The sequence below is a fragment of the Chelatococcus sp. CO-6 genome, assembly GCF_001271345.1.
In the GTDB taxonomy this organism is placed as follows: domain Bacteria; phylum Pseudomonadota; class Alphaproteobacteria; order Rhizobiales; family Beijerinckiaceae; genus Chelatococcus_A; species Chelatococcus_A caeni.
The window spans coordinates 4,087,033-4,106,584 of record NZ_CP012398.1 but is presented as its reverse complement, the minus strand read 5'-3'; the positions used below and the strand labels follow the sequence as shown (position 1 = coordinate 4,106,584).

The 19,552-nt window shown below is 67.1% G+C and carries 19 protein-coding genes; 8 read left to right on the top strand and 11 right to left on the bottom strand.

From position 1 onward, the window contains the following. Positions 1-220: 220 nt before the first annotated feature. The 5 genes from AL346_RS19130 to AL346_RS19105 all read left to right on the top strand — a co-directional run bounded on the left by AL346_RS19130 (position 221) and on the right by AL346_RS19105 (position 5,835). Entirely contained in the window at positions 221-1,123 is a 903-nt protein-coding gene (locus tag AL346_RS19130) for a helix-turn-helix domain-containing protein (RefSeq protein ID WP_019404332.1), read from the top strand. A 402-nt stretch (positions 1,124-1,525) separates the two neighbouring features. Then, positions 1,526-2,134, top strand: coding sequence for a (2Fe-2S)-binding protein (locus AL346_RS19120; protein WP_082312581.1), 609 nt, complete (start codon positions 1,526-1,528; stop codon positions 2,132-2,134). Between the two features lie 2 nt (positions 2,135-2,136). Then, complete coding sequence (locus tag AL346_RS19115) at positions 2,137-3,114, top strand: xanthine dehydrogenase family protein subunit M (RefSeq protein ID WP_019404329.1); 978 nt, start codon at positions 2,137-2,139, stop codon at positions 3,112-3,114. Beyond that, complete coding sequence (locus AL346_RS19110) at positions 3,111-5,345, top strand: xanthine dehydrogenase family protein molybdopterin-binding subunit (RefSeq protein ID WP_019404328.1); 2,235 nt, start codon at positions 3,111-3,113, stop codon at positions 5,343-5,345. The genes AL346_RS19115 and AL346_RS19110 overlap by 4 nt, the downstream gene beginning before the upstream one ends. A 145-nt stretch (positions 5,346-5,490) precedes the next feature. Further along, a complete protein-coding gene (locus AL346_RS19105; RefSeq protein WP_156332807.1) occupies positions 5,491-5,835 on the top strand; it encodes a hypothetical protein in 345 nt (114 codons plus the stop codon). Here the strand turns inward: AL346_RS19105 and AL346_RS19100 are convergent. From AL346_RS19100 to AL346_RS24810, 6 genes are all read right to left on the bottom strand, one after another. After that, positions 5,829-7,637: a calcium-binding protein gene (locus tag AL346_RS19100; protein ID WP_019404326.1), complete on the bottom strand. Its 1,809-nt coding sequence runs from the start codon at positions 7,635-7,637 to the stop codon at positions 5,829-5,831. The genes AL346_RS19105 and AL346_RS19100 overlap by 7 nt on opposite strands. Positions 7,638-8,189: 552 nt before the next feature. Beyond that, complete coding sequence (locus tag AL346_RS19095) at positions 8,190-8,549, bottom strand: HdeA/HdeB family chaperone (RefSeq protein ID WP_019404325.1); 360 nt, start codon at positions 8,547-8,549, stop codon at positions 8,190-8,192. Between the two features lie 56 nt (positions 8,550-8,605). Further along, positions 8,606-8,914 carry a hypothetical protein gene (locus tag AL346_RS19090; protein ID WP_019404324.1) on the bottom strand — a complete coding sequence of 103 codons (309 nt, stop codon included), beginning with the start codon at positions 8,912-8,914 and terminating at the stop codon, positions 8,606-8,608. Next, entirely contained in the window at positions 8,911-9,684 is a 774-nt protein-coding gene (locus AL346_RS19085) for a DUF2092 domain-containing protein (RefSeq protein WP_245258959.1), read from the bottom strand. Before AL346_RS19085 ends, AL346_RS19090 begins: the two co-directional genes overlap by 4 nt. A 205-nt stretch (positions 9,685-9,889) precedes the next feature. Next, positions 9,890-10,705, bottom strand: coding sequence for a hypothetical protein (locus tag AL346_RS19080; protein WP_156332806.1), 816 nt, complete (start codon positions 10,703-10,705; stop codon positions 9,890-9,892). 88 nt (positions 10,706-10,793) lie between these two features. Next, positions 10,794-11,051 (bottom strand): hypothetical protein, encoded by a 258-nt coding sequence (locus tag AL346_RS24810; RefSeq protein WP_082312580.1) that lies wholly within the window; start codon positions 11,049-11,051, stop codon positions 10,794-10,796. Positions 11,052-11,188: 137 nt separating this feature from the next. On the opposite strand from AL346_RS24810, the gene AL346_RS19075 reads away from it, so the two are divergent. The 3 genes from AL346_RS19075 to AL346_RS19065 all read left to right on the top strand — a co-directional run bounded on the left by AL346_RS19075 (position 11,189) and on the right by AL346_RS19065 (position 15,744). Beyond that, positions 11,189-12,970, top strand: a complete 1,782-nt coding sequence (locus AL346_RS19075) for a hypothetical protein (protein WP_019404158.1) — start codon at positions 11,189-11,191, stop codon at positions 12,968-12,970. A 449-nt stretch (positions 12,971-13,419) separates the two neighbouring features. After that, positions 13,420-14,850 carry a DUF1254 domain-containing protein gene (locus tag AL346_RS19070; protein ID WP_026015477.1) on the top strand — a complete coding sequence of 477 codons (1,431 nt, stop codon included), beginning with the start codon at positions 13,420-13,422 and terminating at the stop codon, positions 14,848-14,850. 498 nt (positions 14,851-15,348) lie between these two features. Beyond that, positions 15,349-15,744, top strand: coding sequence for a cupin domain-containing protein (locus tag AL346_RS19065; RefSeq protein ID WP_019404156.1), 396 nt, complete (start codon positions 15,349-15,351; stop codon positions 15,742-15,744). 58 nt (positions 15,745-15,802) lie between these two features. Here AL346_RS19065 and AL346_RS19060 read toward each other — a convergent pair whose 3' ends face one another. The 5 genes from AL346_RS19060 to AL346_RS19040 all read right to left on the bottom strand — a co-directional run bounded on the left by AL346_RS19060 (position 15,803) and on the right by AL346_RS19040 (position 19,536). Then, positions 15,803-16,501 carry a L,D-transpeptidase gene (locus AL346_RS19060; protein WP_026015476.1) on the bottom strand — a complete coding sequence of 233 codons (699 nt, stop codon included), beginning with the start codon at positions 16,499-16,501 and terminating at the stop codon, positions 15,803-15,805. Between the two features lie 288 nt (positions 16,502-16,789). Then, positions 16,790-17,227, bottom strand: coding sequence for a YqaA family protein (locus AL346_RS19055; RefSeq protein WP_019404154.1), 438 nt, complete (start codon positions 17,225-17,227; stop codon positions 16,790-16,792). Continuing rightward, positions 17,224-18,567 carry an MFS transporter gene (locus AL346_RS19050; protein WP_019404153.1) on the bottom strand — a complete coding sequence of 448 codons (1,344 nt, stop codon included), beginning with the start codon at positions 18,565-18,567 and terminating at the stop codon, positions 17,224-17,226. The genes AL346_RS19055 and AL346_RS19050 overlap by 4 nt, the downstream gene beginning before the upstream one ends. A gap of 181 nt (positions 18,568-18,748) precedes the next feature. Further along, positions 18,749-19,039 (bottom strand): copper-binding protein, encoded by a 291-nt coding sequence (locus AL346_RS19045; protein ID WP_019404152.1) that lies wholly within the window; start codon positions 19,037-19,039, stop codon positions 18,749-18,751. Between the two features lie 26 nt (positions 19,040-19,065). Further along, a complete protein-coding gene (locus AL346_RS19040; RefSeq protein WP_019404151.1) occupies positions 19,066-19,536 on the bottom strand; it encodes a plastocyanin/azurin family copper-binding protein in 471 nt (156 codons plus the stop codon). Positions 19,537-19,552: the final 16 nt, after the last annotated feature.

Here is a 19,552-nt window from a genome sequence, read left to right as displayed (position 1 = left end):
TGATGCCCGGTCGGTGCACATGCCTCCGCCGCCGGCCGCGCTATTTCTCCCCTTCGCCGTCCACGTGGATCCTGCCGCGCCGTTCCCGCACCGAAGCGGCAGCATTCCCGACCGTCCTGCATGGCGCCTGATCGAGCGGGCGTCTTTTGGTCGACGGTGGAAATACTTATCGGGCTGTCTTGCCAGATCGATTCAGGTCGTCCACTCCGGAGATACGCCGATGACGGAACGAGTTGACCGGAATTCCGCCAGTTTCCACGGAGCCGAGCAGCCGGAGGCGCTCGCCATCCGCACGCTCCAGTCGGCCGAGCTGATGGCCTCGCGCATGACGTGGCAGAAGGCCAGGACCGGCTTCCCCGTCCAGTTCGAGCGCAAGGACGGCTATCTGATGTGCCTGCAGAGGCTCGACCTGCCGGCTGCGCCCCACTGGGTCGACGGACGGGCTGTCCTGCGGCCGGCCATCCGGGATGGACAATCCCTCATCGCCGACCTCAACCAGGAGCATTCGGCGGTGGTGCAGGCGGCCGTCGACTGCATTTCCCTCTACATGCCGCGCGAAGCGCTCGACCGCTTCCAGGAGGAGCACGAGCGGCCGCGCCTCGCAGCACTACGCGCCTCGCCGGACGTCATCCTCGACGACGAGGTCATCCGGCACCTCGGGGAATGCCTGCTGCCGGCCCTCGAACGGCCGGACGCGGCAAGCCGCCTGTTCGTCGACTATGTGGCTCTGGCGCTGCTCGCGCATCTTACGGCATCGTACGGGGGGCAGGCCGCATCCCGTCCGCCGCGCGGCGCGCTGGCGCCCTGGCAGGAGCGCCGGGCCAAGGAGATGTTGCTCGCCAATATCGACGGACGCATCGGCCTCGACGAGCTGGCCGCCGCCTGCCGCCTCTCGCGCAGCCATTTCGCGCGCGCCTTCAAGGTGACGACGGGCACGACGCCGCTCCAGTGGCTGCTTGCGCAGCGCCTGGAGCGGGCCAAGGGCCTGCTGCTGAAATCGGACCTGCGCATCGACCAGATCGCGCATCAGTGCGGCTTCGTCGACCAGAGCCATCTCACCCGCGTCTTCCAGAAGGCCTTGAAGGTCACGCCCGGCCTCTGGCGGCGCCTGAGCCGCCTCTGACGGCCGGCCCGCCGCCCGGCGCGTGGATGCTCATTTTTTGAACAATCGGACCGCGATCGTCCGGCGCGGTCGATCCGCTCGCATCGCGGCAACGCCTCCACACCGTGTGTGGCGGCGCGCTCCAGCATATCTTCGTCCCGGACCGAAGTAGCGGCCGAATCCGGGAGGTGGCGCCTTTCGTGCCGGCCATCGCGCACGCCGTCGTACGCGCGGGGCGGGACTGCCGCGTCGGCGCGGGCGAGCACGGTTTCGTGAGCGACATGACAGCACCCACGTACAAAACGCAGCACTCCATGCGCTGGTTGCCTCAGCTGGCGCGCGGCTAGCCTTCCCGCAGGCAAAAGAGCTGCGGCATCTGTGTTCCGTTACCTCGTCGGGCCGCGGCCTCTCAGGAGGGTTCCAATGATAGACCGCAACCCGAACCCGGGTGATGCCGGGGCGCTGTCGCGCCGTGGCGTGCTACAATTGGCCGGTGGTGCCGCCTCGTTCGCGGCAATCCCGGGCGCCGCCGCCCAGGGCGCAGCGCCTTCAGCACAGGAGGCGGCCATGGCGTCCCGCGTGCGCTTGACGGTCAACGGCCAGGTTCACGAACTCGACGTCGATCCCCGGCAGTCGCTGCTCGACGTGCTGCGTGAGAGGCTGGACCTCACCGGCACGAAGAAGGGTTGCAACCAGGGGGCCTGCGGCGCCTGCACCATCCTCGTCGACGGCAGGCGGATCGTATCCTGCCTGACCCTCGCGGCCATGCACGACGGCGCCCGCATCGAGACGATCGAGGGCCTTGCCAACGGCGGCGAGCTGCACCCGCTGCAGGAGGCCTTCATCGAGCACGAGGGGCTGCAGTGCGGCTTCTGCACGCCCGGCCAGATCATGTCCGGCATCGGCTGCATCGCCGAAGGGCATGCCGGATCGCCTGAGGAGGTCCAGTTCTGGATGAGCGGTAATATCTGCCGCTGCGGCGCCTATCCGGGCATCGTCGCGGCCGTCACCGACGCAGCCGGGAGGACGTGAGCATGCTGCCGTTCACGATCGAGAAGGCGCAGAGCGCCGAGGCGGCCATTGCCGCTGCCGCCGCAGGAGCCCGCTACATCGCCGGCGGCACGACCTTGGTCGACCTGATGCGCGAGGAGGTGGAACGCCCCGAGCGGCTCGTCGACATCAACGGCCTGCCACTCGACGAGATCCGCGTCGAGGGCGGCGACCTCGTCATCGGCGCCCTGGCCCGCATGTCGGACGTCGCCGCCCATCCGGACGTGCAGCGCCTGCAGCCGATCATCGCCGAGAGCCTCATCGAGGGCGCTTCGCCGCAGCTGCGCAACATGGCCTCCATGGGCGGCAACCTGCTGCAGCGGGTGCGCTGCCCCTATTTCCGCATGCTGGACGCCGCCTGCAACAAGCGCACGCCGGGGTCGGGCTGCGCGGCCATCGACGGGCTCAACGCCGGCCATGCGATCCTCGGCACGAGCGAGCACTGCGTGGCGACGCATCCCTCCGACGTGGCCGTCGCGCTCGTGGCGCTCGATGCCACGATGCGCGTCCGCGGGCCGCAGGGCGAGCGCACCTTCCCGATCGAGGAGCTGTTCCGCCTGCCGGGCGACACGCCGCATCTCGAACATACGCTGGCGCCGGGCGAGCTCATCGTCGAGCTGCGCATTCCCGGCGGGCCCGACAACCGCCGCGCGCGCTACCTCAAGGTGCGCGACCGCGCCTCCTACGAATTCGCCCTCGTCTCGGCTGCGGCCATCCTCGTCATCGAGGGCGGCGTGATCCGCGAGGCGCGGCTTGCGGCCGGCGGCGTCGGCACAAAGCCCTGGCGCCTGCGCGCCTCGGAGGCAGCGCTCGTCGGGCAGCCGGCGGAGCGCCGGACATTCGAGGAGGCGGCGCGGCTGGCGGGCGAGGGGGCCCGGCCCCTCAGCCACAACCATTACAAGCTCGAACTCCTGCCCCGGACGATCGTCCGGGCTCTCGAGATGACGGGGGAAGTGGCATGACCGGCACGATCGTAGGACAACCGCTGCCCCGCGTCGACGGGCGCGCCAAGGTGACCGGAGCCGCGCGCTATGCGGCCGATTTCAATCAGGACGGCCAACTCCACGCTGTGATCGTCAGCGCAACCGTGGGCCTCGGGCGCGTGACCGCGATCGACAGCGCGCGCGTGGAAGCCATGCCCGGCGTCGTCGCGGTCATCACGCACCGCAATGCGCCGCGGCTCGCCTATGGCGCCCACAAGACCTACATCGACCCGGCCGTCGGCGAGCGGCTGCACGTGCTGCAGGACGACAAGGTCCGCTTCTACGGCCAGCCGGTCGCGATCGTGGTGGCCGACACGCTCGACCATGCGGAGCGCGCGGCGGCTGCCCTTCAGGTCAGCTACGAGAGCGAACAGCCGACGGTCGATCCCCAGGACCCGCGGGCGGAGGCGATCATCCCCGAGGCGGCGGCGCAGCCCGACGCGCGCATTCCCGCCGATACCGCGCGCGGCGAAGCCGACAACGCGCTGGCGAATGCAGAAGTGAAGGTCGACGAGACCTATGACATCGCCCGCGAGAACCACAACCCGATGGAGCCGCATGCGACGGTGGCGGCCTGGAGCGGCGACCGGCTGACGCTGTGGAGCAAGAGCCAGTTCGTCGTCAACGAGCAGGCCGAGATCGCCGCCATCTTCGGCATTCCGGCCGAGCACGTGCAGGTGAACTGCCCCTTCATCGGCGGGGCCTTCGGCACGAGCCTCAGGACATGGCCGCACGTGACGCTCGCCGCGCTCGCGGCGCGGCAGGCGGGGCGCCCGGTCAAGCTCGTGCTGACGCGCAAGCAGATGTTCTTCACGACCGGCCACCGGCCGCGCACGCTGCAGCGGATCGGGCTTGGTGCGACGCGGGGAGGCAAGCTCACCGCCGTCGTGCACGAGGGGACGGGTGAGACGAGCCGCTACGAACAGTTCCTGGAGGCGCTGACCGCCGCCACCGGCTACATGTATTCCTGTCCCAACGTCCGCACCCGCTACCGGCTGACGCCGCTCGACACCGGCACGCCCAACCACATGCGCGGCCCGGGCGAGGCGAGCGGCATCTTCGCCCTCGAATGCGCCCTCGACGAATTGTCCTATGCGCTCAGCATGGACCCGGTCGAGCTGCGCCGCCGCAACGAGCCCGAGATCGACGAGGCCGGGGGCAAGCCGTTCTCCAGCCGTTCGCTGCTGCAATGCTACGACCAGGCGGCGGAGCACTTCGGCTGGTCACGGCGCGATCCCAAGCCCCGCGCGATGCGCGACGGGCGCCTTCTCGTCGGCATGGGCGCAGCGTCCGCGACCTATCCCGCCTATCACGCGCCGGCGAGCGCGCTGGTGCGCCTGCGGCCCGACGGCACGGCCGAGGTCGAGGTGGCGGCGAGCGACATGGGACCGGGCACCTATACCTCGATGACGCAGGTCGCGGCCGAGACGCTGGGGCTGCCGATGGAGCGGGTGCGCTTCAGCCTCGGCCGCTCCGACTTTCCGCCGGCACCCTCGCATGGCGGCTCGTGGACCATGGCCTCCGTCGGCTCCGCCATCCGCGCCGCCTGCATCGCGGCGCAGGAGGAGGCGGCGAAGCTCGCCGTCGCCGACCAGCGCTCGCCCGTCTTCGGTGCGAATGTCGAGGACGTGGAATGGGCGGCAGGCCGCCTCAGGCGGCGTGGCGATCAGGCGCCCGGGCAGCCCTATCGCGATATCGTGGCGAGCGCCGGACGCGCGATCGAGGCCGATGCCTCGGCCCAGCGCGATCCGGAGGTCGCACATCGCTATTCGATGCACGCCTTCGGCGCGGTGATGGTCGAGGTCGCCATCGATCCCGACGTCGGCACCATCCGGGTGCGCCGGGCCGTGGGGGCCTACGGCATCGGGCGGGTGGTCAACCCGCGCCTTGCCAGGAGCCAGTGCATCGGCGGCATGATCGGCGGCATCGGCATGGCGCTGATGGAGCGCACGGCACTCGACGGGCGTGACGGCCGACCGGTCAACGCCCACATGGCCGACTACCTGATGCCGGTGAACCTCGACATCCCGCACCTGGAGGCGCATTTCGTCGACGAGGTCGACCCGCACGTCAATCCGCTCGGGGTCAAGGGGCTCGGGGAGATCGCCCTCGTCGGCATGGCCCCGGCCATCGCCAATGCGGTCTTCCACGCGACGGGCATCCGCGTGCGCACCCTGCCGATCCGCATCGAGGACGTGTTGACCTCCTAGCGCGACAGGGGCCGGCATGCGACGGCATGCCGGCCTCCTTCACTCGGCGGCGCCTCGGTTCCGCATCGGTAAAGAAAATGGCGCGCATTTGACTTGTTCCGCCGCCGGCAAAACGGCCTCCTAGAGCAAGCGGGGAGCGGGAGGCGTGGCGATGCTGCTGACGATCAATATGCTGGACGGGGCCTTCAAGGGCGACATGCGACAGAAGATCGTCATCAAGGACCTCATAGCCCAGGTGATTGCGGCCCAGGCGCTGAGCGTAGCGGCCTACAGGCGCATCGAAGTGACGGTCGACAACGCACGCCAGCTGGTCGCGCTCGTGGCGGAGGAGCGGGTGTTCGAGACGCCGGAGATCGGCGAGGTCACCATCGGCCGACGGGCCGAGCAGATCCTGATGAACCTCGTCAGCCGGCCCCTGCCGACGAAGGTGCCGGTTCCGCCGGCAAGAGGACGCGGTGCCCCGGCCGGCGGACCTGCCCAGAATCAATAGCCGAACAGGAAATCTCCGGCATCGAGGTCGGACAGCTCGATGCCGGCGATGAAGATGCCGCCATCGCCGAATTCGATCGCCACGCCGCCGTCGACCTCGCGCGAGGCGGCGAGGACCTCGTCGACATTCGTGAGAGGTCCACCGAGGAAGCGGATCCGGTCGCTGCCGTCCTCGAAATCCTCGATGCGGTCGTAGCCGGTCTCGTTGCCGACGTAGTTGAACACGTCCGCCCCGGTGCCGCCCCACAGCTGGTCGTCGCCGTCGCCGCCGTAGAAATGGTCGTTGCCGGCTTCGCCATACAGCCGGTCATTGCCCGCTTCGCCGTCGAGGCGATCGCCCCCGGCGCCGCCATAGGCGACGTCATCGCCGTCGCCGAGGAGGAAATAGTCGCCCGTCAGCGTGACGCCGGCCAGGTTGCCGAGGCCGCTGTCGCCGTCGAGCCCGTAGACGGTATCGTTGCCGGATCCGGTCATGACGACGAGGTGCTCGAAACCGATCGCCGTCGCGCCGCCGGGGATGATGCCGGAGGCAACGTCGACGAGGAGGTCGTCGGTCGCATCGCGTTCGTCGATCATGAGCCGATCGAAGCCCGTGCCGCCGTCGAGGAAGTCGGCGCCGCCGCCGCCGCTGATGAAGTCGTTACCCTCATGGCCGCGGATCACGTCGGCGCCCGGGGTGCCGATGAAGGAATCGCGGCCGGTCGAGCCCTCGATGGTCAACTGCTCGAAACCGACCGCAGCTCCCGACTTGCCGACGCCGAGACTCGACAGGTAGATTTCGCCCGTATCGGCATTATGGGTGGCGCTGAAGCCGACGAACTCCCAATTGCCACCTGGGCCCGGCGCGAGCTGGGTCTGCGCGGCGCGGAAGTCGAGGACGAGGTGGTCGGTGCCCTCGCCGCCGTCGGCGCGGCCTACACCGTTCAGCACCACGAGGTCGTCGCCGGTGCCGGCGTTGATGTGATCGTAGCCCCAGCCGGTCCCGCCGATGATGACGTCGTTTCCGGCTCCGCCGGACAGGCGGTTGGCGCCGGAATTGCCGGCAATGTAGTCGTCGTGCTCCGTGCCGTAGACGTTCTCGATGGAGATCAGCACGTCGCCCTGGGCATAGCCGCCGATCTGCGGACCGCTGCGCGTCAGGTCGACGTTCACGCCCGTGGGCGAACCGGTGTATTCCACCGTGTCGGAACCGCCGCGCCCGTCGATGATGTCGGCTCCGGCACCGCCATTGATGACGTTGTCCTGGTTGTTGCCGGTCAGCCGGTCGTCATGGCTGGAGCCCGTCAGGTCCTCGATATTGTAAAGCATGTCGCCTTCGGCATCGCCGCCGATTTGCGGTCCCGGGCGGTCGAGGTTGACGTCGACGGCCTCGGGCGAGAAGGCGTAGCTCGCCCTGTCGCGCATGCCATCGCCGCCATCGATGATGTCCGCTCCCGCGCCGCCGCGCAGCGTGTTGTTCCCGGAATCGCCGATCAGGACGTCGTTGAAGCGCGAGCCGGTGACGTTCTCGATGCCGACAAGAACGTCGCCTGCGGCGTCGCCGGCGCTCTCCTGCGGTCCCGAGAGGCGCAGGTCGACCGTGACGCCGGCGAGCGAGGAGAGATAGACTGCCGTGTCGCGGCCGGCGCCGCCATCGAGCAGGTCGGCGCCGGGACCGCCCCACAGGCGGTCGTTGCCATCCCCGCCGAAAAGGCTGTCGTCGCCGGCATAGCCGACGAGATCGTCATCGCCCCCAAGACCTTCGAGAACATCGGCAAATCTGGTTCCGTAAAGCCTGTCATCGTCATCGGTTCCCACGGGCATGGCAGCCTCCTGCGTGGTGTGGCAGCGCAGGATTTCCGAAGGTTACGCGGAAGGCAATATAAATATATGCCGTCAATTTTGTTCGAAAATCACTATATTTTTCACCAACAGAAGGATTCATATGCCGAATTCAAGTCTCTTGCCTGCGCTTCTTTGCGCAGTGTGCGCCTCCTGATGCACTGAATGCCTGTTGCGCGAGCCGGCCGGTGAGGGGGGCGGCTTCGATTGCGGCTACGCCAGCACCCGCCTCCGTCAGGAACGCGCGCCCATCGAGACATGCAATCCCTCGCGCCGCGGCTGCAAGATCGCTCGCGGTAAAGCGCTTGTCGGCCGGCAGCACAAGGCGGGAATCTCTTCGCCGGGCCCAAGGATGCGCGACATCGCCATCCGGAACGGCCGATGCGCCCATACTGTCTTCTCGGCCCGTCTGCATCGCAGCGGCCGTCATCCCCCGGCTCTGGTCGATGAGGCCTGAGCCGGGGCCCGGCGGCCTCCACCCCGGGCTTCCGCACCAGGGTCGAGGCCGAGGGAGCTGAGCGGGGCTCTGGCCCGTCAATTCATCTTAATGCCCAGCTTGGCACGCTCGTCCTTGAAGACGACGGCGATGGCCTCGATGACCTTCTTGTCCTGGTTCGCCTTGCAGTAGACGATGACCTCGTGCTCGAGCCCCTTGGCCCGCTGCACATTGTACATGTGCTTCTTGGCAAGGCCGTTGTACCAGCCGCTGTACCAGGAGGTCAGGGCGTCGGCATCCTCCTGGTACGTGCCGGCGAGCTGTGCGCATGTGAGCGCCTGGACGTCGAGATAGCCGTCCTTGTCGGCATAGGTCGCAAGCGGCGTCGCGTCCTGGGCGAATGCTGCGGTGCCAATCGACGTCAGGCAGATGGTGGCGAAAGCGAAGTTCTTCAGCATGAGGTCAACCTTTCCATTGAATGAAACGGCGGTGCTGCCCGAGGGCTAGGTCGAGGTTAGGGACAGCGATAGACGATGCGGCCATAGGGATCGACGATCTGGACACAGGCCGGCGAGACGGGAGCGGCGTAATAGGGAGCAGCGGCTGCGGCGCCTGCCGCGGCACCGGCGGCAAAGGCCCGGCGGGTGGTGCGACGGGCCACGCCGGCGTAGCTGAGGGGCGTCAGCGGCCGGCCGATGATCGCCTCGGCCGTGGCCCATCTGAGTGATCCGTCGAGCAGAGGAGCGTCGGCCACGCCCATGGCCAGGGTCGCCGTCACCACGGCGCCGGCGAGCGCAAGGTTGCGTTTTCCGCGAGAGGTCATGGCTTTGTCTCCCGAACGATACCGGCCGGCACTTCGTCGACATGGCCAAGCTCGTCGAATGCGACGACCTTCGTGTTGTCCTGCTTCATGGCAAAGCTGTCGGCGCCGACTTCGGCTTCGGACCAGTCTCGAATGCGCAGCGTGTATTGCGGCGCGCCGGTCACGGTCTTGCTGGTGATGACGTATTTATGGGGAATGGGCTTGGGTCCGACTGCGACCCACAACTGCCAGTCCACTTCGTCGTTGCGGAAGGCGAGATGCTCGCACTCGACACCGTCGATCACGCCGCGGCCGATGTATTTGGCCTCGACCACGCCGCTGGTCAGCGCCGCCGCGGTATCGCTCAGCAGGAGGTCTGCGCCCGGCGCCTCGACGCCATATTTGTCTCGCAACTCATCGACGATCTTGTCGATTGTCGCCGGGGCCTCGACCCTGGCGGCAACATTCGCACTCCTGTCGCGGATCGTGACGGTTTTGCCGTCGTAGAAGAGCTCGACATCGGCATAGCCGCCGGTGCGCTGCGCATAGAGCTTGTCGGGCCGCGTCAGCGCCATCCTGCCGGAACTGGTGAACTGGATCTTCTCCAGATCGGGTGTCAGCACCTCGATGTCCGACTCGAAGGTGGCGGAAATGTTCTCCTGGGCGCCTACGTAATCCGACACGGATTTGAGAATGGCCCGGGCATCCTGTGCACTTACCGGCGCAGTCCATGCGAGAAAGGCCGTGACGGCCGAAGCGGCCACCAGTCCGGCCCGGAATGCCTGTTGCACGATCGCCTCCCTTGCGCCCTCGCGTCGCCGGGCTGCGGATCTGCTGAAGACCCCGCCTGGCTCCCAGGGGACCTGATGATTGATCGAGCCGATCCTAGGCCGTGCGCGCCGGACCGGAGCGTAAGATACGGTAGACTACCCCGTGGCGACGGGCGCCCAACGCGTCTCCGGGACTCTGAACGGGCCTCGGTCTTCCGCGCGGACATCAGAAATGAAAGGCGAGGCTCAGGAACGGCCCGTGCATCGTCGTGTCATAGCGGAACGTGCCCGTGCGACGGCCACTGGTGCTGTAGTCGGTGTACAGCGCACGATATCCGATCGCGGTCGAGACCGTGTCCGTCCACTTGTAGCCGACGGAAACGAGGCCCTGGGCGGTGAGGTCGGAACCGACGCCGAACCCGCCGATGTCGGCAAGTGCGTTGACGAACCAGCGGTCGTTGATCCGGTACTGCAGGGCCACGCCCACGATGGGGTCGAGCCAGTCCTCGGTTTCCTCGTTCGTCAGGCTGAGGCCCGGCAGAAGGCCGGGATACAACGTCATCTTGGCGGTGAGCTGCTGGTAGCGCACGCCGGCCGTGAGGCTGACGTCGAGGTTCGGGTCGCCGAGGGGCAGCCGGTAACCCGCGATGGCGGAGGCGATGAACAGGCCCTGCCTGAACTTGACGGTGGGCGCGTTCGCTATCTTCAGCGTCGCGCTGTCGGAAAGCCGGGCCCCGACGATGTCGATCAGGAACATCCAGTCGCCGTTCTTGGCGAGGAAGGAGCCCATCAGGGCGCCGTCGAGGTTCTCGAGCACGTCGGCGAAGGATGCATCGACTTTCGCCGCGGGCAGGTTGCGAACGCCGACGGTGCCCGTGAGCGACGTCGCCCAGCCGTAGATCGTCGCCTGGAACTGCCAGGAGCCCGGTGCCGGCTGCGCCGGCACCGGCGGCTGCGGCTGGAGATCCGCTCCCACGGCGGGGGCGGACAGCAGCGTGCAGCCCATAGCGCCGGCGACGGCGAACCGCTTCAGTCTCGACAAGGCGAAATCCCGCTCGGTCCGGGCTCGGCCACCCGGCCTGTTGCCCTTCTCACGAGAAAGCCAGCAATGTGGCCCGTCATGCGCAATTTCATTCGGCCGCATTGGATTGTTCCGCATCGAGGATTTCCAGGATCTCGGTTTTGAGCGCCGTGACGAGTGACAGATATTCCGCACAGCGCTCGTCCTTGAGGGGCGAATCCGAACCTTTCCAGTTGTACAGAGCTGCTTCGGCATCAGCGAGATCGGTACAAAGCAGACGAAAAGTCTCGCTCTTCAGGGCGAGTTCTTCGATAGCCCGGCGTTTAGCGGGGAATTGATGGATCGCAGCGAGCACGCCTCGATGCATGGCAGACGAGCCTCCCCTTGTTCGGCTGATCTTCGCCCATCGCCCGCGACTTGGGAGTATGTTACCGTAACAAACATGGTCGGCGCCGAGGCGGATCGCGCATAGAGCAGGATGGCGCGTTCGGCGAAGGGGGGACCATGTCAGAGACGAGGCCGCTTGCCGCCGAGGGGGGATGGAACATCCGGCCGTCACCGGATGCCGTCATTGCACAGCTCGGGAGGATCCTCGCGAGCCCCGAGTTCAAGGCGCCGGAGCGCGCCCATAAATTCCTGCGCTATGTCGTCGAAGAATCGGTGGCCGGTCGGGCGGACCGCATCAAGGCCTTCGCCATTGCGGTGGAGGTCTTCGGCCGCGACGCGAATTTCGATGCGCAGAACGACCCGGTCGTGCGCATCGAGGCCGGCCGGCTGCGACGGGCGCTCGAACGATATTATCTCGTCGCCGGCCAGGACGATCCGGTCAGGATCGACATTCCCAAGGGCGGGTACGCTCCCGTTTTCGTCGAGCAGCCGCGGCAGGGGGATGAAATTCCGGCAGACCCCGAGCCGGGCGGGGACGTCCTTCCTCCCTCCGTGGCTCCGGCACGGTTCTCCATCCGCCGGCTGGTCGATTGGCGGATGGCGCTTGCCATCGCCCTGGCGGCCAGCCTTCTCGGCGCCGTCTATCTCGCCGTGAACCGCGAGGGCCCTTCGGCGATCGCAGGGGGTGCATCGCCCAACATGCCTGTCCTCATCGTGCGTCCTTTCGCCGAATTGGGAGCGGAGGCCGACGCGGCGCTCTATGCAGCCGGCCTGACCGAGGAGGTGCTGTCGCAGATCGCGCGTTTCAGGGAGATCAGGGTTCTCGGCAGCGAGACCTCACGCAGCCTGCCCGCCACCGCGGACGCGGCCGAACTCAACCGGCGGCTCGGCATCCGCTACGTCCTCGAAGGCGGCGTGCGCATTTTCGGCGGACGGCTTCGGGTCACGAGCCGGGTCGTCGATGCGGAAACCTCCCAGGTTCTCTGGTCGCAGACCTATGACGAGGATCTGCGCTCGAGCGATATCGTTCAGATCGAGGTCGATATCGCCAACAAGGTGGCGACCGCCGTCGCCCAGCCTTACGGGATCATCTTCCGGGCCGACGAGCAGCGCACGGCCCGCGTGCCTCCGGACGATCTCGAAGCCTATCGCTGCACGCTGCGCTTTTATAATTATCGGGCCGTCCTCGGCACCGAAGAACATGCGAGCGTCCGCAACTGCCTGGAGCGGGCCGTCGCGCATTACCCCGGCTACGCCACGGCCTGGGCGATGCTGTCGTATATCTACCTCGACGAGGATCGTTTCGGCTTCAACTGGCGCAACGAGGGAGGCGGTCCGATCGAGCGTTCTCTCGAGGCGGCGCAGCGGGCGGTCCGTCTCGACCCGGAGAACGTGCGCGCCCTTCAGGCGCTGATGATGGCGCGGTTCTTCAATCGCGAGGCTGAGGAATCCCTGCGCGTCGGCGAGCGGGCGTTGGCGCTGAACCCCAACGACACGGAACTGCTGGGCGAATACGGAAGCCGGCTCGCCATGGCGGGGCATTGGCAGCGCGGGGCCGAACTGCTGGAACAGGCGCTTATCCGCAATCCCGGCAACGCGGGTTACTATACCGGCGTGCTGGGGCTCATCGCTTACATGCAGGGGGACGACGAACGGGCCGTTACGCTGATCCGGCGGGCCGATATGGAGAAATTCCCCCTCTATCACGTCGTTGCGGCGCTCATCTATGCGCGGGCCGGCCTCACGCAGGAAGCTGCCGTCAGCCGTGACCAGTTCCTCGCGATGCGGCCGCGGTTCTTCGACAACCTCCAGGAAGAGCTGATCAAGCGCAACTACCGCCCTGAAGACCGCCGCATCCTGACCGATGCCGCGCGGGCGGCGGGATTTCCCGTGCCCTGACCCGAGCAGGCTGGCGATCCGGGCGAGGGGCGCGCTCTCCCGAAGAGAGCCGCATACCGTGTCGGGCGGGCCTTGCCCCCGGCATCCTTGCCCTCGATCAGGTCCGGCGAGACCGTTTGTTACCGTAAACTACTTCCCGCTGATCGCGCGGTGATTACGCTCCCCGGCAGCCTGACCAGCAGATCGACAATCGGTATACTGGCAGGCGGCAGTCGAGGGGAGGGTCCTTGCACGAGCCTTTCTCGTACGCTCGAGACAAGGTCTCGTCGCTGTCGGCGATATGCTTCACCCGCGCGGAAACACGGCTGTCATGTCAGCCGGCCAACCCGGATGAACCCGGGTCCCGCAGCGTCTGGCTGTCGCTCTGATCCAGCCTGTTACCTGGCCCACGGCCTGCCGCGGAAGTTCCTCGCGGATGCCTCGCATCACGTAAACATTGGAGACGAGCTATGAAAATGACCCGTCGGCAGCTTGGATTAGGTGGATTGAGCCTGTTCGCCGGAGGGCTCGCGAGCGGAACCGGTAAAGCCGATTTCGACGCGTTTCGCGGTATCGGGCAGGGGCTCGAGGACTTCTGGCTGGCCACGGATGCCTACATCTTCGGCTATCCGCTGGTCACCATGGAGATGACGCGGCGGGTCATGACCAATGTCGCCAAGCCCGAGGGCACGCGGGCGCCCATGGGCCAGCTCATCAAGCTGCGTCAATATCCGAATGCATCGTTCCGGGACGTGACCGCGCCGAACGCCGACACGCTCTATACGACTGCATTCTTTGATGTCGGTGAAGAGCCGTGGGTGCTCAGCGTCCCGGACATGAAGGATCGTTATTTCCTCCTGCCGATGCTCGACGGCTGGACGAACGTCTTCCAGGTTCCGGGCAAGCGCACGACCGGCACGGGGGCGCAGACATTTGCGATCACCGGCCCCGGCTGGAGCGGCAGGCTCCCGGACGGCATGAAGGAATACAAGTCGCCGACCAACATCGTGTGGCTCCTCGGCCGGATCTATTGCACCGGCACGCCCGAGGACTACGCCGCCGTTCATGCCCTGCAGGACGAGTTCAAGCTCGTTCCGTTGAGCGCCTACGACAAGGCCTACACGGCGCCGGCAGGGCATGTGGATGCCTCGATCGACATGAAGACCGCCGTGCGCGAACAGGTGAACCGCATGAGCGCGGTGGAGTTCTTCTCGCTGCTGGCCGAGCTCATGAAGAAGAACCCGCCTTCGGCGGCCGACGCGCCGGCTCTCGCCAAATTCGCGAAGATCGGTCTCGTCCCGGGCCAGGACTTTGATGCCAGCAAGCTGCGGGCGGATTTCGCGGAGCGTATCCCGCAGATCGCCTTCGACCGCATCATGCTGCAGTTCAAGATCAACAAGGACGTGCAGGACATCAACGGCTGGGGCTTCACGACCAAAACGGGCCTGTACGGCACCGACTACCTCATGCGGGCGCTCGTCACCGCCATCGGCCTGGGGGCCAACCGGCCGCAGGATGCCGTCTATCCGACGTCACTGAAGGGCCAGGACGGCGAGAGCTACGACGGGGCCCACAAGTACGTCATGCACTTCGACAAGGGCCACACGCCCCCGGTCGAAGGCTTCTGGTCGCTCACGATGTATGACGATCAATATTTCTTCGTCAACAATCCGCTGAACCGCTATTCCATCAGCCCGCGGCAGGACCTGAAGTACAATGCGGACGGGTCGCTCGATCTCTACCTGCAAAAGGACTCGCCCGGCGCGGACAAGGAATCGAACTGGCTGCCGGCGCCGGCAGGCAAGTTCTACCTGATGCTGCGGCTGTACTGGCCGGATGAGAGCAACCCTTCGATCATCGACGGCACCTGGACGATCCCGCCGGTGAAAAGGGTGTCCTAGAGGCTGTCACGCTCCCGTCCAGAGTGTCCTTCCGGAGCCACTCCCGGACAAAGATGCCAGGATGGGAACCAGGTTGCGGAAGCGGCTCCGGCCGCTTCTGCATGCGGCCGGCGGGGACCGCAGTGGCGAGGCGAAAGGGCAGGGTCCCTCGCGCCGGCCTGGCCTGTCGAGCGCCCCAAGCGTGCGTCCTGCGGCTCAGCACCGCGGACGTTGCTCACTCCGGCGTCTGTCGCGCCTCGCGCGCGGTGGGAGACTGGTGCCGGGGGAGCAAGCGCCCATCGCCGGTCATCCGCGCTATCCGTAAGAGCTATCGAGATTGTCCTCCCATGGCCGACGTCCTCGCCCAGGGGGCGGGATTCGTCTCCGTTTCGGGGAGAGCGGTCGCCGCTGCGGTTGATTGAGCCGGATTCATTACAGCATTGCGGCACCCAATGCCGCCGCCTGATGCGCTATGTAGTGGATGGACAGCGGCCCGTGGAAGCGGAACGGAGACAACCCATGAAGATCACGCGAGCAGGCGATACGCCTTCGACCAAGGGACCGGAGGACTGGTTCACGGGGACGGTTCGCATCGACCCGCTCTTCGCGGCGGAAGCTCCCGGCAGGGCCGTCGGAGCCGCCGTGACGTTCGAGCCGGGCGCTCGAACCGCCTGGCACACGCATCCTGCAGGTCAGACGCTGATCGTCACGGCCGGCTGCGGCCGTGTTCAGCGCGAAGGCGGCCCCGTGGAGCACATCCGGCCTGGCGACGTGGTCTGGTTCCCGGCCGGCGAGAAGCACTGGCACGGTGCAGCGCCCGACGTCGCCATGACGCATATCGCCATCCAGGAAGCCGTGGACGGGAGCACCGTCACCTGGCTGGAGAAGGTGTCGGACGAACAATACCGCGACTGAGAGCCGAACGCCGCGGCCTTCGCCCGGCGCCGCCCGGACAGGGACCTGACGCCGCTGCCTATGCCGGCAGGACGACCACCTTCGTCTTGACCGGCGTTCGATCGTAGAGGTGGATCATGTCCTGGCTGAGCAGGCCGACACAGCCGCTCGTGACGCCGTTGCCGATCGATTCCGGATCGCTGCTGGCGTAGATCGTATAGAGCGTATAGGCGCCGTTCTGATAGAGGTAGAGCGTGCGGGCGCCGAGCGGGTTATCGAGACCGCCCGGCATGCCGCCGGCGTATTTGGCCGCCTCGGGCTGACGCCGGATCATTTCCTTGGGCGGCGTCCAGGTCGGCCATTCGGCCTTGCGTCCGACATAGGCGTCACCGCTCCACCGGAAGCCGTCGCGGCCGACATTGGCACCATAGCGGGTTGCGTTGCCGTCGTCCTCGACGCGGTAAACGTAGTAATTGGCAGGATCGACGATGATCGTACCGGGCGCTTCATTGGTGTCGTAGCGAACGGTGCGGCGGAAATATTTCGGATCGACCTTGCTGACATCGACCGCCGGGATGGGGAATTTCTCGTCGGGCACCGGCCCGTAGGCCAGCCTCGCCTCGGCAAGGCTCATGCCGTCGGACGTCACGCAGCCGGCCAGTCCCAGCGCGCCGATGCCGGCGGCAGAGCCGAGCAGAAACGAGCGGCGGTTGAGAAGCCCAGGAAGAGCCGTCTCGTTTATCTTGCCGGCGTCGGCGGTTCCACCATTGCTGATCATGATGTCGGAGTTTCCCATGTCCTGTCGCCCGGCGAGAGAATAGTTCCGCAGTCACCCGCTGAACATCTTTGCCGGTGAGACTGCCGCGCCGTGGCTCGATTGGCAAGTTCGCCCTTTGCTGTGCGCGGCTTTTCGGTGCGAAAGCCGGTACGGCCGTGCAGTCTTGCCACAGCGCATCAGGCCGGCATGCGATGCCCTCGGCCTGGTGCCGGCTCGCACAAACGCTATCGCCGATCTCGCCCGAAGAAACGATCGGCCGCACAGGCCCGCCGCAGCGGGGCGTGGCCTTCAGACAAGGCTGAGCGTCACCGCGGCGAGAACGAGGTAGCGGCCGACCTTGGCGATGGTGACCAGCAGGAGGAAGGTGGGAAACGGCTCGCGCAGAACCCCGGCCATGACGGTCAGCGGATCTCCGATGACGGGCGCCCAGCTCATGAGGAGCGACCATCGGCCGTAGCGACCGTACCAGCGCTGTGCGCGCTCCAGCGCATCGGCCTTCGCAGGGAACCAGCGCCGATCGCGGAAACGCGCGATGCCGCGCCCGAGCAGCCAGTTGACGGATGACCCCAGCACGTTGCCGACACTCGCGACGGCGACCAGCAGCCAGGGCGAATAGGCTTCCGACAGCAGCAGTCCCGCCAGGACCGCTTCCGATTGCATCGGCAGGACGGTTGCCGCGGCAAGAGCGGCGAGGAACAGTCCAGCATAGACGGCAAGGTCACTCATGAGGCGGCGTCGTCCGAGAGCGGCGCACGGGGCCATTGCGGATGCAGCCGGTCGATGACGAAGGCGTGGCGATGGCGATGGCCGCCGGCGATGGGTACCGCATCCGCCAGATGGGGATGGCCGTCCTCCAGCGATGTGTGGATGTGCTCGATCTCGTCGGGATCGGGGGCGGGCCACAGGCGCATAGCAAGAACGACCGCCAGCCCGGCGGCGATGCCGAGCGCCGTGAACGTGAAGGGGAGGCCCACCGTGGCGCCGAGCCAGCCGGCGGCCGGATAGGTCATCAGCCAGCAGGCGTGCGACAGGGCGAACTGCGCGGCGAAGAGCGCGGGACGGTCCTCAGGATGCGAGGAACGGCGCAGCAGGCGGCCGGCCGGCGTCTGTGTCAGCGAATAGCCGAGGCCGAGTGCGAACCAGAGCGGCAGGAGGAGCGCGTAGCTCGCGATGGCTGGGCCGACGAACAGGCCGAGCACGAGCAGGACGGCGCCGGCAAGCATGGCGCGCCGGTCGGGAACGCTATCGAGCAGGCGCGGCAGGAGGAGCGCCGCGATCATCGAGCCGCCGCCGAAGGCGGCCAGCGCAAGCGCCGTCTCTCTCTGGCCGAGGCCGTATCCGGCCTGCACGAGGACGACGGTGTTGACGATGACCATGGCACCGGCGGCTGCGACGGCGAGATTGAGCGCGAGCAGGCCGCGCAGGCGCGGCGTGGCGAGATAGATGCGCAGCCCCCTGGTCGTGCGGTCGTAGATGCTTCGCCGTTCGACCGGCTTGGGGCTCGGGAGCACGACGGAAACGACGAGCAGGGCCGAGGCCAGGAAGCCGATCACGGTGCCGGTGAACAGGCCGTGGAAGCTGACGACGGTCAGCAGGGCTGCCGCCAGCATGGGGCTGGCGAGGCTCTCGAGATCGTAGGCGAGGCGCGACAGGGACAGCGCGCGGGTATAGTCCCGCTCGTCCGGCAACACGTCAGGGATGGTCGCCTGGAATGCGGGCGTGAACCCCGCGGAAGCGGACTGCAGGGCGAAGATGAGGACATAGACCTGCCAGATCTCGGTGACGAAGGGCAGGAGGACGGCGACGGCGGCGCGCACGAGATCGAGGCTGACGAGCATCGTGCGCCGCGGCAGGCGCTCGGCGAAAGCGGCGGCGACCGGCGCCACGCCGACATAGGCGACCATCTTGACGGCAAGGGCCGTGCCGAGAACCGCGCCGGCGTCGGCGCCGGCAAGATCGTAGGCAAGGAGGCCGAGCGCGACCGTGGCAAGGCCGGTCCCCAGGAGAGCGATCCCCTGGGCGAGGAAGAGCCGGCGATAGACGCGGTTGGTGAGGACCTGCAGCATTCGTCGATTCCGTGCGTCCGGGCGGCGCGCCGTCCACAATCAGCGTTTCCCGGCCGGATTGAAACTGCGCAAGGCATCGCGCCCCCCGCGATCGCGATCGGTCGAAAAAACAACGCCTGACATCCGCTTGGACGGCGTCTTCGCCGGGGAAAGGGGGCGCCGCTGGCGCCCCCGACGGCGCTTACTTCGCCTTTTCGAGCTTCGTGACGGTGATGCGGCCGTTGACGCGGTCGGCCTCGAACCGGACCTTGTCGCCGACCTTGACGGTCTCGAGCATCGCGGGATCGGCCACCACGAAGACCATCGTCATGGCGTCCATGTCGAGGTTCTTGATCGGGCCATGCTTGAGGGTGACCTTGTTCTGCGCCGTGTCGATCTTCGTCACCTGGCCGTCGACGGGGGCGGCCTGCGCCAGCGCAAGGGCAGGGGCGAGGGACAGAAACGAGGTCATGGCGATCGCGAATTTGCGCATCCTTCTCATCCTTCCTTCGGTTCTCGTCACTTGACGATGATCTTGCCGGTCATGCCGGCTTCGCGGTGGCCGGGAATGAGGCAGGAGAAGTCGAATTCGCCCGCCTTGGTGAACTTCCACACCATCTCGCCGGTCTCCCTAGGGGCGAGACGCCGGGCATTGGGATCCTCGTGCTCCATGTCAGGGTTCTTGCGCATCTCCTCGGCATGCTTGAGGTTTTCCGCGAGCGTCGCGACGACGATCTCGTGGTCGATCGCGCCGTTGTTGCGCAGCACGAACTTCACCTGCTCGCCCTTGCGCGCCTCGATGGTGCGGGGCACGAACTCCATGCGGCCGTCGGCTTCGCGCATCGTCACCTGCACGATACGGGCGGGCTTCTTCGGATCGCCCGGCTGGCCGTAGGCGCGCTCGTCGCCATGGGAATGGCCGGCGTCGGCGAGCGCCGCGGCCGGTATGCAAAGGGCCGCAAGGGCGGCAAGGATCGTCTGGATCTTCATGTCTGCTCCGGGGTCG

Excerpts from the sequence above, each read along its gene's own strand:
- AL346_RS19130 (WP_019404332.1), top strand. The coding sequence starts at position 221 with ATGACGGAACGAGTTGACCGGAATTCCGCCAGTTTCCACGGAGCCGAG.
- AL346_RS19120 (WP_082312581.1), top strand. The coding sequence starts at position 1,526 with ATGATAGACCGCAACCCGAACCCGGGTGATGCCGGGGCGCTGTCGCGC.
- AL346_RS19115 (WP_019404329.1), top strand. The coding sequence starts at position 2,137 with ATGCTGCCGTTCACGATCGAGAAGGCGCAGAGCGCCGAGGCGGCCATT.
- AL346_RS19110 (WP_019404328.1), top strand. The coding sequence starts at position 3,111 with ATGACCGGCACGATCGTAGGACAACCGCTGCCCCGCGTCGACGGGCGC.
- AL346_RS19100 (WP_019404326.1), bottom strand. The coding sequence starts at position 7,637 with ATGCCCGTGGGAACCGATGACGATGACAGGCTTTACGGAACCAGATTT.
- AL346_RS19095 (WP_019404325.1), bottom strand. The coding sequence starts at position 8,549 with ATGCTGAAGAACTTCGCTTTCGCCACCATCTGCCTGACGTCGATTGGC.
- AL346_RS19090 (WP_019404324.1), bottom strand. The coding sequence starts at position 8,914 with ATGACCTCTCGCGGAAAACGCAACCTTGCGCTCGCCGGCGCCGTGGTG.
- AL346_RS24810 (WP_082312580.1), bottom strand. The coding sequence starts at position 11,051 with ATGCATCGAGGCGTGCTCGCTGCGATCCATCAATTCCCCGCTAAACGC.
- AL346_RS19075 (WP_019404158.1), top strand. The coding sequence starts at position 11,189 with ATGTCAGAGACGAGGCCGCTTGCCGCCGAGGGGGGATGGAACATCCGG.
- AL346_RS19070 (WP_026015477.1), top strand. The coding sequence starts at position 13,420 with ATGAAAATGACCCGTCGGCAGCTTGGATTAGGTGGATTGAGCCTGTTC.
- AL346_RS19065 (WP_019404156.1), top strand. The coding sequence starts at position 15,349 with ATGAAGATCACGCGAGCAGGCGATACGCCTTCGACCAAGGGACCGGAG.
- AL346_RS19060 (WP_026015476.1), bottom strand. The coding sequence starts at position 16,501 with ATGATCAGCAATGGTGGAACCGCCGACGCCGGCAAGATAAACGAGACG.
- AL346_RS19055 (WP_019404154.1), bottom strand. The coding sequence starts at position 17,227 with ATGAGTGACCTTGCCGTCTATGCTGGACTGTTCCTCGCCGCTCTTGCC.
- AL346_RS19050 (WP_019404153.1), bottom strand. The coding sequence starts at position 18,567 with ATGCTGCAGGTCCTCACCAACCGCGTCTATCGCCGGCTCTTCCTCGCC.
- AL346_RS19045 (WP_019404152.1), bottom strand. The coding sequence starts at position 19,039 with ATGCGCAAATTCGCGATCGCCATGACCTCGTTTCTGTCCCTCGCCCCT.
- AL346_RS19040 (WP_019404151.1), bottom strand. The coding sequence starts at position 19,536 with ATGAAGATCCAGACGATCCTTGCCGCCCTTGCGGCCCTTTGCATACCG.